This window comes from Herbaspirillum sp. ST 5-3, from assembly GCF_004804275.1.
GTDB lineage: Bacteria > Pseudomonadota > Gammaproteobacteria > Burkholderiales > Burkholderiaceae_D > Noviherbaspirillum.
This window is the reverse complement of sequence record NZ_STGI01000020.1, coordinates 58,405-73,018: the sequence shown is the minus strand read 5'-3', so window position 1 is coordinate 73,018 and position 14,614 is coordinate 58,405. Positions and strand designations below refer to the sequence as shown.

At 59.4% G+C, this 14,614-nt stretch carries 12 protein-coding genes; 4 read left to right on the top strand and 8 right to left on the bottom strand.

Translation table 11 applies throughout. From position 1 onward, the window contains the following. Positions 1-366: 366 nt before the first annotated feature. From E6W33_RS25535 to E6W33_RS25515, 5 genes are all read right to left on the bottom strand, one after another. Entirely contained in the window at positions 367-1,335 is a 969-nt protein-coding gene (locus E6W33_RS25535) for a GDP-L-fucose synthase (RefSeq protein WP_136420196.1), read from the bottom strand. A gap of 94 nt (positions 1,336-1,429) precedes the next feature. After that, positions 1,430-2,596: a GDP-mannose 4,6-dehydratase gene (gene gmd, locus E6W33_RS25530; protein WP_168798764.1), complete on the bottom strand. Its 1,167-nt coding sequence runs from the start codon at positions 2,594-2,596 to the stop codon at positions 1,430-1,432. Positions 2,597-2,620: 24 nt separating this feature from the next. Further along, a complete protein-coding gene (gene galU / locus E6W33_RS25525; RefSeq protein WP_136420195.1) occupies positions 2,621-3,565 on the bottom strand; it encodes a UTP--glucose-1-phosphate uridylyltransferase GalU in 945 nt (314 codons plus the stop codon). A gap of 36 nt (positions 3,566-3,601) precedes the next feature. Further along, entirely contained in the window at positions 3,602-4,033 is a 432-nt protein-coding gene (locus E6W33_RS25520; protein WP_136420194.1) for a VanZ family protein, read from the bottom strand. A 94-nt stretch (positions 4,034-4,127) separates the two neighbouring features. Beyond that, a complete protein-coding gene (locus tag E6W33_RS25515) occupies positions 4,128-5,489 on the bottom strand; it encodes an undecaprenyl-phosphate glucose phosphotransferase (RefSeq protein ID WP_247869790.1) in 1,362 nt (453 codons plus the stop codon). A gap of 504 nt (positions 5,490-5,993) precedes the next feature. Between E6W33_RS25515 and E6W33_RS25510 the strand changes: the two genes are divergently transcribed. From E6W33_RS25510 to E6W33_RS25495, 4 genes are all read left to right on the top strand, one after another. Next, positions 5,994-6,395, top strand: a complete 402-nt coding sequence (locus E6W33_RS25510; RefSeq protein WP_136420192.1) for a group II truncated hemoglobin — start codon at positions 5,994-5,996, stop codon at positions 6,393-6,395. A 50-nt stretch (positions 6,396-6,445) separates the two neighbouring features. Then, positions 6,446-7,900, top strand: coding sequence for a DNA recombination protein RmuC (gene rmuC, locus E6W33_RS25505; protein ID WP_136420191.1), 1,455 nt, complete (start codon positions 6,446-6,448; stop codon positions 7,898-7,900). Between the two features lie 206 nt (positions 7,901-8,106). Further along, positions 8,107-9,420, top strand: a complete 1,314-nt coding sequence (locus E6W33_RS25500) for a hemolysin family protein (RefSeq protein ID WP_136420190.1) — start codon at positions 8,107-8,109, stop codon at positions 9,418-9,420. Positions 9,421-9,569: 149 nt separating this feature from the next. Beyond that, positions 9,570-11,570 carry an acyl CoA:acetate/3-ketoacid CoA transferase gene (locus tag E6W33_RS25495; protein ID WP_247869789.1) on the top strand — a complete coding sequence of 667 codons (2,001 nt, stop codon included), beginning with the start codon at positions 9,570-9,572 and terminating at the stop codon, positions 11,568-11,570. Between the two features lie 23 nt (positions 11,571-11,593). On the opposite strand, the gene glp is transcribed toward E6W33_RS25495, so the two are convergent. Genes glp through moaA form a run of 3 tightly spaced genes read right to left on the bottom strand, consistent with a single transcriptional unit; the run spans position 11,594 to position 14,577 of the window. Continuing rightward, on the bottom strand, positions 11,594-12,877 hold the full coding sequence (glp, locus tag E6W33_RS25490; protein WP_168798763.1) for a gephyrin-like molybdotransferase Glp: 1,284 nt from the start codon (positions 12,875-12,877) through the stop codon (positions 11,594-11,596). Further along, positions 12,874-13,458: a molybdenum cofactor guanylyltransferase MobA gene (gene mobA, locus E6W33_RS27170; RefSeq protein ID WP_168798762.1), complete on the bottom strand. Its 585-nt coding sequence runs from the start codon at positions 13,456-13,458 to the stop codon at positions 12,874-12,876. Before mobA ends, glp begins: the two co-directional genes overlap by 4 nt. A gap of 3 nt (positions 13,459-13,461) precedes the next feature. Then, the gene (gene moaA, locus E6W33_RS25485; RefSeq protein ID WP_136420189.1) at positions 13,462-14,577 is read right to left on the bottom strand and encodes a GTP 3',8-cyclase MoaA; all 1,116 of its coding nucleotides are present in this window, start codon (positions 14,575-14,577) and stop codon (positions 13,462-13,464) included. Positions 14,578-14,614 lie beyond the last annotated feature (37 nt).

Genomic DNA, 14,614 nt, shown 5'->3' with positions numbered 1-14,614 from the left:
AAGTCCAATCGGACGTACTCACGATCGGGTCAACGCGGATGCCGTCGGCACGCAGGGAGCGGATGCTCCGTCGACGATGGCCGGCGGACAAGCAACAGTGCGGGTTTAGATAGCTGCTGATCGCGAACCGGCGGCACGCTTCATTTGCTGCTCATCATGTGCACCAAGCACGGCCCGACGATCGCTGTTTCCTCTGTGCCGCCGCGATGGCCTCGGCATGCCGGGCACGACTCTTCCTGGTACGCAAGCTTCATCTCGATGGCCTGTTCGTGTTCCATTTATCTGGTTCGGCGAATGCGCAAGCATTTTTCATTCCCTGCTCGCGCACTCCGGTTTCCATAGTCGATTCAAGCTGTTTCCGAGCAATTACTGCTGTTGCTGCTCGGCCTTAAAGCATTCATAGGTCTCCTTGATGCCTTCACCCAGGCGCATGCCGGGCCGCCATCCCAGAGCCGTCAGTTTTGCCGTGTTCATCAGCTTGCGCGGTGTGCCGTCCGGCTTGCTGGAGTCGAACTCGATCGCACCATTGAAGCCCACGACTTTCCTTATGATCTCGGCAACTTCACGTATTGTGACGTCCTCGCCTGTCCCTACATTGATATGGGACAACATAGGTGTCGTATGCTTCTCATAGGTATTACGATCGAGATCCATGATGTGTACGCAGGCATCCGCCATGTCATCGACATACAGAAATTCGCGACGCGGCGTACCTGTTCCCCAGATCACCACTTTGTCTGCGCCGCTCATCTTTGCCTCGTGGAAACGGCGAATCAGCGCGGGAATCACATGGCTGTTTTCCGGGTGATAGTTGTCGCCCGGCCCGTACAGATTCGTCGGCATCACGCTGCGGAAATCCGTGCCGTACTGGCGGTTGTAACTTTCGCACATCTTGATGCCGGCAATCTTCGCGATGGCGTAGGGTTCGTTGGTCGGCTCCAGCGATCCCGACATCAGGTACTCTTCCCTGATGGGTTGTTCGGCCAGGCGCGGATAGATGCAGGACGATCCCAGGAACAGGAGCCGTTTGATACCGCTGCGCCATGCTTCATGAACGACATTCGATTGAACCATCAGGTTGTCGTAAATGAACTCGGCCGGGTAGGTGTTGTTGGCATGGATGCCGCCGACGCGCGCCGCCGCCAGATATACCTCGTCGATTTGTTCCGATTCGAAGAATGCGCGGACCTGCGCCTGGTCGGTCAACTCCAGCTCGGCATGCGAGCGCGTGACGATGTTGTTGTAGTCCCGCTTTCGCAGTGCGCGCACGATCGCCGAGCCGACCAGGCCGCGATGTCCGGCGACGTAAATCCGTTTGTTCAGGTTGGGTTTCATTATTCACTTCCTCTCGATGGGTTGCGGGCCAGCCCGATCGCGAATCGTCCGATGCCCGGATTGGAGATGCACGGGGCGAGGCACGCCCCGGCGTTCACTCCTGGTACGTGTATGGCGCGTTGTCCGTCTGCGCGAGCAACTGGTCCTTGCCTGCGGAATCCAGATCCGCGCGCACCATCTCCCTGACCAGCTGTTCGAACGACACGCTGGGTTGCCAACCGAGTTTGTCGCGTGCCTTGCCGGGATCGCCCAGCATGCGCTCCACTTCGGTCGGCCGGAAATAGCGTGCGTCCACGCGCACGATGACCTGTCCTGCCTTGACGCCCGGATGCGGACCCGGATCAACGACGGTGGCGGTCTCGTCGATGCCGTGCCCGTCCCAGCGCAGCGTCATGCCCAGTTCGGCAGCAGCAGCGGTCACGAACTCGCGCACGCTGTGCTGAATGCCGGTCGCAATGACAAAGTCCTCCGGGGACTCCAGCTGCAGCATCCTCCATTGCATTTCCACGTAATCGCGCGCATGGCCCCAGTCGCGCTGCGCATCGAGATTGCCGAGATAGATGCAGTCCTGCAGATTCAGTGCGATGCGTGCCAGGCCGCGCGTGATCTTGCGCGTGACGAAGGTCTCGCCGCGCAAGGGGGATTCATGGTTGAAGAGAATGCCGTTGCAGGCATACATGCCGTAGGCCTCGCGATAATTCACCGTGATCCAGTAGGCATACAGTTTTGCGATCGCGTAGGGACTGCGCGGACGGAAAGGTGTCGTCTCCCGTTGCGGAGATTCCGAGGCATCTCCGTACATTTCAGAGGTCGATGCCTGGTAGAAGCGCGTCTTCTTTTCAAGGCCGAGCTGGCGAATGGTTTCCAGTATGCGCAGCGGTCCGAGCGCGTCGGCATTCGCGGTGTATTCCGGCTCTTCAAACGACACCGCGACATGACTTTGCGCGGCAAGGTTGTAGATTTCGTCCGGCTGCGCTTGCTGGATGATGCGCCACAAGGACGATGAATCCGTCATGTCGCCGTGATACAGGATGAAGCGCCGTTGCTCCTCCTGCGGTCCCTGATACAGATGATCGATGCGGTCCGTATTGAAGCGCGAAGTGCGTCGCTTGATGCCATGGACAATATAGCCTTTAGCAAGCAGGAACTCGGCGAGATAGGCACCGTCCTGTCCGCTGATACCAGTGATCAGCGCGACCTTGGGCTTTTGGCCGGAACGAGAAGGCACCAGATGTTCCGGCATCTGAGGATTGGTCGTCATGGTGTTTTCCTTCATCTCCATGGCTTAACCCGTGCAGGCTACCGCTTCCGCGGCAGGCGTTTCAGTGAGTGACGCTTGCGCTGGCACGGTGGATTGGGCGAACGGCAGGTGTTGCAAGAAAGTGCGAAAATCTTCGCGCACTTCGGGGTGGCGCAATGCGAATTGCACCGTTGCCTGCAGGTAGCCGATCTTGCTGCCGCAGTCGTAGCGAATGCCTTCGAACTGGTAGGCGAGCACGGTTTCCTCCGTCATCAGGGACGCAATGCCGTCGGTCAGCTGCACTTCGCCACCGGTGCCCGGGCGCACATTGTGCAAATGCCGGAAGATGGCCGGCGTCAGGATGTAGCGGCCGACCACGCCGAGCCTGGATGGCGCAAGTTCGGGCGCGGGTTTCTCGACGATGCCATGCAGCTTTATCAGGTGCTCATCGAAGGCGGTCCCGGCGACGACGCCATAAGAGCGGCTATGTTCGCGCGCAATCGTCTCGACGCCGATCAGGCTGTTGCCGCGTTCTTCAAACAGCTCGGTCATCTGGCGCATGACCGGCACTTGGCCGTCCAGCAAATCGTCCGCAAGAATCACTGCGAACGGTTCATTGCGGACAAGACGTTCCGCGCAAAGCACGGCATGCCCCAGGCCCAATGCTTCGGCCTGGCGCACGTAGAAACACTCCACGTTGTCGGGCTTGATGCCATGAAGCACTTCCAGCAAGGCCTGCTTGCTTCGCGCTTCCAGCTCGGCTTCCAGCTCATAGGCCTTGTCGAAATGGTCCTCGATCGCGCGCTTGTTCCTTCCCGTGACAAAAATCATTTCGGTGATGCCCGCTGCGATGGCTTCCTCGACCGCATACTGGATCAAGGGCTTGTCGACGATCGGAAGCATTTCCTTCGGGCTCGCCTTGGTGGCGGGAAGAAAGCGTGTCCCGAGTCCGGCGACTGGAAAGACTGCTTTGGTAATCTTGTTGTTCATGGTCTTCTTTGTAAAAAGTATCCAATGTGCTGGCGCTTATTTCCGTCGTTTGGCCGGGCCTGCTGCGTCGGGTCTGGGTATCATTTCGAGGGAGAGCCAATGCGTGAAAAGAAGTAGGACGACGCAAGACGCCGACGCAAGCACATCGAACTGCCAATCGAGCCAGTTCGCGTCGCGGTAAGGCATCAATGACTGAATCGATTCGTCGATGCCGCCCAATAGAGCGGCGATCAGAACGGTCTGTGCGGCGCGATACAGCGGCCGGCTGGTGACCGCGCCCCAGACGAGGCCGGTCAGAAACGCGTAGGCGGTCACATGCAAGAGCTTGTCGTAGACCACGGTCGACAGCGCCTGCGCCTGGCCGGGGATGGCCCCGACGCCGACCATGAGCGAGAAGAACGCGGCGGCGGCAAACAGATAACGGCGCGGCGTCATGGACGCATGTAGGGGCAGCAGTGGATAACGCATGAGGTTTTGCTTGTCCTATGTTGAGTGTCAAAGCAGCGCGACATCTCGAACTGCGAGACAGGTGAAGAGCGGCACCTTCGCCAACAGGCTTGTCTTAATATGCATTCGTTCCTGTCCACCCCCTGAATGCCGTCCAGGCAATGATGCGTATATCCATCCAGAGCGACCAGTTCTGGATGTAATGCAGATCGAATTTCACGCGGGCCGCCATCTTGTCGACCGTATCGGTCTCGCCGCGAAGCCCGTGGATCTGTGCCCATCCCGTGATGCCGGGCTTGACGCGATGCCGCAGCATGTACGTCTCGAGCAAGTCCTTGTACATCTCGTTGTGCTGCAAGGCGTGCGGACGCGGTCCGACGACCGACATGTCGCCGAGCAGGACATTGATGAACTGCGGCAATTCGTCGAGGCTGGTACGCCGGAGGAATCCGCCGATCGAGGTGATGCGCGGATCGTTCTTGGTTGCTTGCGTGACGGTCTCCTGTTCCTGATGCACTTTCATCGTGCGGAACTTGTAGACATTGAAGTGGCGTCCGTTCAGGCCGAGCCGCGGCTGCCTGAAAAACACCGGGCCGGGGGAAGTGCGCTTGATGGCGATCGCGATCACGATGAACAGCGGAAGAAGCAGCACCAGCACGACGATGGCAAAAACGCGATCGAAGATTTCCTTGATGATGCCGTTCAGCCCGCTCGAAATCGGCTGATTCAGATCGACGGCGGGCAGGCCGAGGAAATTGCCCATCTTGTTGCTCAGCATTTGCACGCCGAGTATGTCCGGCACCCAGCGCATGTCCACGAAGGTATTGCGCAGGAGATACTGCAGCTCCTGCAGCTTGGGCGATGCCAGCAGGGGGAGCGTGATCCAGATCTCGTGGACCTGATTGGCTTCGACGAATTGCTGGACCTCCTGCAAGCTTGCGATGCGCGTGACGGAAGGATCGAGGATCTTGTCCATATCTTCCGGTGCGGCGTGCACGGCCTTGACGTCATAGCCGGCCCAATCCTGCTCCATGGCGCGGCGATGCATTTCGCGCCCGGTGCTGCCGTATCCGACGATGACCACCCGCTTGTTGTTGAGTCCCTTGGTGCGCAGGAAGCGCAGCATGAAGTAGGCAACGGAACGGTAAAGCACGAGGAAGGCGACGCCAATCGCGTACCAGTAGAACATCCACAGGCGAGAGACATTGCCTACATGATGGATCAGGAAGCTGAAGAACAATCCGATCAGCAATACCAGTGCCCAGGATGCCGCGAGCCGGACAAACATGTCCGGCATCGAGCGGCCGCGCCACGAGCCATACAAATCGAGTTGAGGGAAAACGAGAAAGGCGAGGGCACTGCCAAAGTGCAGCAGCACGGTGTGGATCGGCGCCGTTTCGCTCAAGGGAACGTGGAAGTGCATCAGGCCCGCAACTGCTCCGGCAAGCTCAAGCGCCAGTATGTCCATCAACCGCATTGACAGTTCCAACCGGGATGAATTTGTGATGATGAAATCTCGCATGGCGTTTCTAGCGTTTCGTCGGTTGCAACAATCTCAAACCAGTGACATGTGGTTACGGTATGCTCGTCGCTTCACGCACTTGCTTGTGGCCATGCGGGTCGGCGGCTGCATTTCCGTGCGATACAAAGGCTGTCTATGTGGATATCAGGTTGTCGAAAATGGCTCTCTGGATGTCAGTAGTGTTATTACCTTTTAGACAATGGTAATCACTAAAGAACCCGATAATTTGCTAAGTACTGTTTGCTTGCGTACGCTCAAACAGGCGGTTGCTGGGCGTCAAACTTGCTGTTGCGAAGTATCAAACCGGGGCGGTTCGCGATCCGTTTGGCAACATCATTTCCGGGCGGACATTGGCCGGCGGCTATCATCGAGCGCGAACTTCTTTCCATCTGCGCATCGCTTTCCTTGCGCGCAGGAACTTGATTCCGTGGCGACATTCAATGCGCTATCATTCGGGGCATGGCAATTGAAGAATCCCAAGAGAAGTCCGCGTACGAACAGGCAGGCGGAAGCGAGAAACTGCGCGAGCTGGTTGATCGGTTCTATGACCTGATGGATCTGGAGCCGGAATTCGCAGACATCCGCGCGATGCATCCGACTACACTCGACGGTTCGCGCGACAAGCTTTACTGGTTTTTATGCGGCTGGATGGGTGGCCCGGACATGTACATCGAGCGATTCGGGCATCCGCGCCTGCGCGCGCGTCATTTGCCCTATGCCATCGCGTCGAAGGAGCGCGATCAGTGGTTGCGATGCATGGCGCTTGCCATGCAGGACGTTGGCATGGCGGAATGCTTGCAGGAGCGCCTGATGCAATCCTTCTATCAGACCGCCGACTGGATGCGCAACCAAGCCGGTTGATCGCCGCACATTGAAGACAAGCGCATTAATCCCTACGGGTCATCATTTTCATGAATTCAATCGAAATTATCATTCTGTTGCTGAGTGCAGCGATCATCGTTCTGCAAGTGGTGCTGCTGCTGCGGTCGCGCGGCGCGGACGCTTCATCGCAGTTGCTGCAGATTCAGAATGCATTGCAAGGACATCAGCAGCAAACCGGCGAGCGCATCGAACGCGAATTGCGCAACCAGGTGCAAACCAGCGCACAGGGTACGCGCCAGGAGCTGAGCGGAAATCTGCTCCAGTTCCAGCAGGCACTGACCGCGCAATTGACCAGCGTCGCGACGATCCAGAACAACCAGATCGATTCCTTTGCGCAGCAACTTGCCAAACTGAATGAAGTGAACGCAAAGCAGCTGGAAGCGATGCGCGACGCCATCACCTTGCAGGCAAAGGCCGGCCGCGAGGAACAGGCGACAGCCTTGAAACGTTTCGGCGACACGCTGAACCAGACCCTGGCGACGCTCACAGAGTCGAATGCGCAGCGCATGACGGAAGTGCGCGCGACCCTTGAAGCAAAGATCAAGGATCTGCAGACCGATAACGGCGCGCGCCTGGAAGAAATGCGCAAGACCGTCGACGAGAAACTGCACGCTACGCTCGAACAGCGCCTGGGCGAATCGTTCAAGCTGGTTTCCGACCGCCTCGAAAAAGTGCATCAAGGCCTGGGCGAGATGCAACAGCTCGCCATCGGCGTCGGCGATTTGAAACGCGTGCTCACCAATGTGAAGACGCGCGGCACCTGGGGCGAGGTCCAGCTGGAAATGCTGCTCGAACAGGTGCTCACGCCCGATCAGTACGCGAAGAACGTGGAGACCGTGCCGGGCTCCGGCGAACGCGTTGAATTTGCCATCAAGCTCCCGGGCCAGGACGACGGCGGCCGGCCGGTCTGGATGCCGATTGACGCCAAGTTTCCGAAGGAGCAGTACGAACGCCTGGCCGAGGCTGCCGAACGCGCCGACACGGACGGCATTGCGACGGCGGGCCGCGAACTGGAACGCGCAGTGCGGCTGGAAGCGAAAACGATTTCCGAAAAATACCTGTCGCCGCCACTCACCACCGATTTCGCCATCTTGTTCCTGCCAACCGAAGGGCTGTATGCGGAAGTGATGCGCCGCCCGGGATTGGCCGACGAATTGCAGCGCGCATGCCGCGTCAGCATTGCCGGCCCATCCACCTTGTCGGCGCTGCTCAACAGCCTGCAGATGGGTTTCCGCACCCTGGCGCTGGAGAAACGCTCGTCGGAAGTGTGGCAGGTGCTGGGCGCCGTCAAGACCGAATTCGGCAAGTTCGGCGATGTCCTTGCCGCCACCAAGACGACGCTGGAACGTGCCGCAAAGAACATCGAGCAGGCGGAGACGCGCACGCGGCAAATGTCGCGCAAGCTTAAATCGGTTGAAGCATTGCCGTCGGAAGCCGCCCAGCTGCTGCTGGGAACCGACGGCTCCGAGATCAATGACGAATAGTCCTCACCCCATGCCGGAGCAGCGCGCCACCGCATCTGATCAGGCAGAATTTCCGCGCTCCGATAGACGAGCGACAAGGCATGCTTGCCGCAGGCGGATTTAGCATGCAAGTATCTGTAATAATTTCTCGACATCCTCCTGCCCTGCGGTCGCATGGCGGGACGCATCTGTCTTTCACACCTCGAACGCCCGATTGGGACTGATCTATGGAAATCGCGATATTACTCGGTCTGATTCTCGTGAATGGCGTGTTTGCCATGTCGGAAATTGCATTGGTAACAGCGCGCCGGGCGAGGTTGCAAAGACTGGCGGAAGCCGGCGACGCGGCGGCGGCAGCAGCGATCGAACTCGGCGACGATCCAAACAGATTTCTCTCGACCGTGCAGATCGGGATCACATCCATCGGCATCTTGAACGGTATCGTGGGCGAGGCGACACTTGCGCATCCATTCAGTGTCTGGCTGGCCCACATGGGGGTGGAGGGACGGGTGTCGGAGTATCTGGCAACCGGTCTGGTCGTGGTGTCCATTACCTATTTTTCGATCGTGCTGGGCGAACTGGTTCCGAAACGAATCGGCCAGATCAGTCCGGAGCCGATCGCACGCATTGTCGCCCGTCCCATGCTCTGGCTGGCCGCGCTGACCAAGCCTTTTGTCCGATTGCTCTCCGGTTCGACACAGCTCGTCTTGCGCACCTTCGGCGTGACGGAACGCGGCGAACCCAGCGTCACCCAGGAAGAGATCAACCTCATGCTCGCCGAAGGTTCCAGCGCCGGCGTCATCGAGCATCACGAGCATCAAATGGTGCGTAACGTGTTTCGGCTGGATGATCGTCAGATCGCGTCGCTGATGGTTCCTCGTGGCGAGATCGTCTATTTCGACGTGAACGACCCGCTGGAAGACAACCTCATGCGCTTCGAGGAAAGCGACCATTCGCGCTACCCGGTCGTGCGCGGTGGTTGGGAAGAAGTGCTGGGCGTGGCCAACGCGCGCCAGATGCTCGCCCAGACCTTGCGCGGGGAAAAGCCGAGCCTGACCGAGAACCTGCAACCCGCGGTGTTCGTGCCCGAATCGCTCACCGGAATGGAGCTGCTGGAAAATTTCAGGAATTCCGGGGTCCAGCTTGCCTTCATCGTCGATGAATACGGCGAAGTGCAGGGCATCGTCACACTGCAGGACGTCATGGAGGCCATCACCGGCGAGTTCAAGACGCACCGCGCGGAAGACGCCTGGGCGGTGCAGCGGGATGACGGTTCATGGCTGCTGGACGGCTTGATCCCGATTCCCGAACTGAAGGACCGCTTGTCCCTCAAAGGCGTGCCCGAGGAGGAGCGAGGCCGCTACAACACGCTCAGCGGCATGATCATGCTGCTGCTCGGCCGGATTCCCCAGACGGCGGACCACTGCGACTGGGAAGACTGGACCTTCGAGATCGTGGACCTGGACGGCAAGCGTATCGACAAGGTGCTGGCGACGCGCAGGGCGCCGCTGCAGGAAGAGCTGGCACTGCCTTCTTCTTGACCGAGATCGTGGGCGCCATGGGCATGGCTTGCTATCCTGAGTGCGACTGCATTCGCACGGGCGCAGTTCAGGCATAATTACCCGCAGGCACTATCATTCCGCCAACGCAGCCGAGGCGGCCGGTTCGACAAGCCATTACGGAGGCATGCATGGTACATCGCATCCCGGATCCCATGTCAGGCGGTTCGCGTCCTTCCAGTCGACACAAGATCGTCTCCGCGGCCGAGGCGGTTCGCCTGATCCATGACGGCGACACGATTGCCACCGGCGGTTTTGTCGGCATCGGTTTTGCGGAAAACATTGCTGTCGCCCTCGAGAAACGTTTCCTCGACGCCGAGGACGAACTGCTCGGCATCGGAAAACCGAGCAATCTCACGCTGATCTATGCTGCAGGACAAGGCGACGGTCAGGATCGTGGCCTGAACCACCTGGGACATGAAGGGCTGGTAAAGCGCGTCATCGGCGGGCACTGGGGCCTGGTACCCAAACTGCAGCAGCTCGCAATCGCCAACAAGATCGAGGCCTACAACCTGCCGCAAGGCGTCATCACGCATCTATTCCGCGACATCGCCGCCGGCAAGCCCGGGCTGCTTTCTACGGTCGGCCTCGGCACCTTCGTCGATCCCCGCTACGGCGGCGGCAAGATCAACGAATCAACTACCGAAGACCTGGTGGAATTGATGACGGTCGGCGGCAAGGAATACCTGTTCTACAAGTCGCTGCCGATCAACGTCGGCATCATTCGCGGCACGACCGCCGATCCGGACGGCAACGTAACGATGGAAAAGGAAGCCCTGACCCTGGAAGCGCTCGCCATTGCGATGGCTGCGCATAATTCCGGCGGCATCGTGATCGTGCAGGTCGAGCGCATCGCAGAAAGCGGCTCCTTGCATCCGCGACAGGTGAAGATTCCCGGCATTCTGGTGGACTGCGTGGTCGTCGCGGAAAAGCCGGAATACCATATGCAAACCTTCATCGAGCCGTACAGCCCTGCATTCGCGAGCGAAATCCGCGTGCCCATGTCTTCCATTCCTGCGATGGAAATGAGCGAGCGCAAGATCATCGCCCGCCGTGCGCTTCTCGAACTCAAGCCGAATAATATCGTCAATCTCGGCATCGGCATGCCGGAAGGTGTCGCCAGCGTCGCGGCCGAGGAAAAGGTGCTGGACCTGGTGACATTGACCGCCGAGCCTGGCGTCATCGGCGGCATTCCCGCCGGTGGTCTTAATTTCGGTGCCGCCACCAATGCCGCAGCGATCATCGACCAGCCGTATCAATTCGACTTCTATGACGGCGGCGGACTCGACGTCGCCTTCCTGGGGCTGGCGCAGGCGGACCGGCAAGGGAACCTCAACGTCAGCAAATTCGGTCCGCGACTGGCCGGCGCAGGCGGCTTCATCAACATCAGCCAGAATGCGAAAAAGGTCGTGTTCGTCGGCACCTTCACCGCCGGCGGGCTGGAGGTCGCGATCGCTGACGGCCAATTGCGTATCAAGCGCGAAGGCGCGGCCATGAAATTCATCGACTCGGTGGAACACCGCACCTTCAGCGGCGAATATGCAATGCAGCGCGGGCAAGCGGTTCTGTACATCACCGAGCGCTGCGTATTCCATCTCGTGCAGGAGGGGCTGGAAGTGATCGAGATTGCTCCCGGCGTCGATCTTGAACGGGATGTGCTGGCGCAGATGCGTTTCCGGCCTGCAATCAGCCAACAGCTGAAGCTGATGGACGCACGCATCTTCCGAACCACGCCGATGGGACTGCGCAACGATATCCTGTATCTGCCGCTGGAGCAGCGCCTTGCCTATGACGCCAAGCGGGACATGTTCTTCGTCAATTTCGAAGGCTATGAAGTGAAGAACGTGGCCGACATCGATCAGATCCGTGATCTCGTCGAAGCCCACCTGCGGCCGCTCGACCGCAAGGTTCCCGCGATCGTCAACTACGATAATTTCTCGATCACACCGGATCTGCTGGATAACTACGTCGAGATGGTGCACGAACTCGCCGAGCGCTTCTACAGTCGCGTCACGCGCTACACCAGCAGTGCGTTCATGCGCAGCTATTTCGGCACGGCCTTCCAGCGTCATCATACCGATCCGGCTCTGTATGCGAGCCGCGAGGAAGCGATATCACACCTGCGCGAGTAGAACGCGCAGAGCGCCTGTCACTTTCAGCAAAGACCGTCGAACAGGACCACATCCACGGCATCGCCGGCGTTCACGCTGCCTTGTTCATGGTGCAGGATGATCATGCAATTGGCTTCCGACATCGAGCGCAGGATGCCCGAACCTTGCGAGCCTGTGACGCGCACCTGAGGATGACCATTCGTGTCCGCAGACAGAATACCGCGCTGGTACTCGGTGCGTCCCGGCTTCTTTCGAATCGACGACTGTGAAGTCGCGCGCATGAGCGGCAAGGGATCGTTCGCGGCTCCCATCATTTGCAGCAGTGCGTCACGCGCGAAGAAGTAGAACGTCACCATCACCGCCACAGGATTGCCCGGCAGGCCGAACAGATACGCGCTCTTGCCGTTCGATGCGATCCTGCCAAAACTCATGGGCCGCCCCGGCCGCATGGCAAGTTGCCAGAACATGACATCGCCCAGCTTTGCCATCATCTCCTTGGTGTAATCCGCCTCGCCAACGGAAACGCCGCCGGACGTGATGATCGCGTCGGCGCTTTCGCATGCCGTGTGCAAGGCTGCTTCCAACGACTCGCGATCATCCTTGACGACGCCCATGTCGACAACTTCGCAACCGAGGCGGACCAGCATGCCATGCAGCGTGTAGCGATTGCTGTCGTAGATGCAGCCCTCGTCAAGGTGCTCGCCGATGGAGCGCAGTTCATCGCCCGTGGAAAATATCGCGACCCGCAGCCGGCGCTGCACCGGTGCATTTCCGATGCCGAGGGATGCCAGCAGGCCGAGATCCGCGGGACGCAGGATTTTTCCTTTACACAGCGCCGGTTTGCCGGCCGCCAGATCTTCGCCTTTCAAGCGCCGGTTGTCGCCTGGCTTGACCACGCCCGGTTCAAGTGTGATCGATGCATCGCTCGCGCTTTTCACCAGCTCTTGCGGCACCACCGTATCGCAATCCGCAGGCATGACTGCACCGGTCATGACGCGCACGCATTCGCCTTCAGCGACAGGGCCATCGTACTTGCGGCCGGCATAGGCAATGCCGACGATCCTGAATTCCCGGGCAGCGGCGGCGAGCGCATTGCCGCGAAACGCGTAGCCATCCATCGCCGAATTGTCATGCGCCGGCACGTTGATCGGTGAGATGACATCCTCACTCAGCACTCTGCCCAAGGCAGCGTGCAGGCCAACCGTTTCAACAATGTCGACGGACTGCACGAAGTCACGAATCCACTGCTGCGCTTGGGTGACGGTCAGCGAGTCGGGATTGTGTGCGGGCAGGCGAGAGCTGATTTCGGAAAGTGTGGGGACGGTCATGGTGCTTCGAGCTTGTGCAATTCTTCCAGCGTATTGATATTTTGAAAGGCCTCTTCGTCATCGAAGTGCACCTTGATCGCGCGCAGCGATCCGAACCAGGTGCCCATCTTGCGTCCGCCTGTTTGCAGGTACGCGCTCAGGCTGGGCAGCACCGAGGTCTTTAACAGGCAAAAGACGGGATGCGATTGGCGGGATTCGCCCTCGCCAGTCTCGGCGAAGGAGAGGTCGGCGCTTTCAGTCTGCAGAGCATCCCTCAGTCGTGCGACCAAGTCCATAGGCAGAAAGGGGGAGTCGCAGGGCGCCGTGACGAGATACTCCGTATCGCAATGCATCAGCCCCGTTTGCAGGCCGGCCAACGGCCCGGGAAATTCCTCCATGCGGTCCGGCCACACCGGCAGGCCGAAACGCTGGTAAACATCCAGATTCTGATTCGCATTGATCGCGAGTATGCCAACCTGCGGTGCAAACCGGCGCATCACGTGCGCCACCATCGGTTCGCCGCGAAATACTTGCAGGCCCTTGTCCACGCTACCCATGCGCGTTCCTCGTCCACCCGCAAGAATCAATCCGGTAATCGACATAGCTCAGCCTCCGATGTAGGACATCTCGACTTTCCTGGTTGCCTGATCGAAGCCCGCCGTGTTGGCGGTTCGCAGTTCCGAATACCGGTCCGCACGGGCGCGCCACACGTGCGCAATCGCCGTCGAAATCTCTTCATCACTACGGCCGGCGCGTACCAGCGCGCGGAGATCGTGTCCTCCGGTCGCGAACAGGCAGGTGTACAACTTTCCTTCGGTGGACAAGCGCGCGCGGGTGCAATCGCTGCAAAAGGCCTGCGTCACGCTGGAGATCAAACCGATCTCTCCACCGCCATCACGGTAGCGCCAGCGTTCCGCCGTTTCGCCCGTGTAGTTCGGGTCGATTGCTTCGAGCGGCATCTCCTCATCGATGCGGCGCATGACTTCGGCGGAAGGCACCACTTCGTCCATCTTCCAGCCATTGCTCGTGCCGACGTCCATGTATTCGATAAAGCGCAGGATGAAAGGCGAGCCTTTGAAATGACGGGCCATCGGCAGAATCTCCTGATCGTTCATGCCGCGCTTGACCACCATGTTGATCTTGATCGGACCAAGCCCGGCCTTGTGCGCCGTCTCGATACCGTTGAGCACATCGGCAACCGGAAAATCGACATCGTTCATGCGGCGGAATACTGTCTCATCGAGCGCATCGAGCGACACCGTCACGCGCTGCAAGCCTGCATCCTTCAATGCCTGCGCTTTCCTCGCGAGGAGCGAACCGTTCGTGGTCAGCGTCAGGTCAAGCGGATGCCCCTGCGGGGTGCGCAGCGCGCTCAGCATTTCGATCAGGCGCTCGATATCCTTGCGCAGCAGGGGTTCACCACCGGTAAGACGAATCTTGCCGACGCCATGCGCGACGAAAATACGGGCAAGGCGCGTGATTTCCTCAAACGAGAGCAAGGCGGCGTGTGGCAAAAAGGCATAGTCCTTGTCGAAGACAGCTTTCGGCATGCAATACACGCAGCGGAAATTGCAGCGATCGGTCACCGAAATGCGCAGGTCCTGCAGCGGACGCGCAAGCGTATCCGAAAGCAGCCCGGTGGGGGCTTCCAGCGGTGATGGAATAGTCGGGCCAGTCGTCGTCAGACGCTGGTCGACGAGGGGAATGAATCTGTCTGTCATGCTTGGAGAGAAAAACGGAGGGCGCAACGAGAGTTGC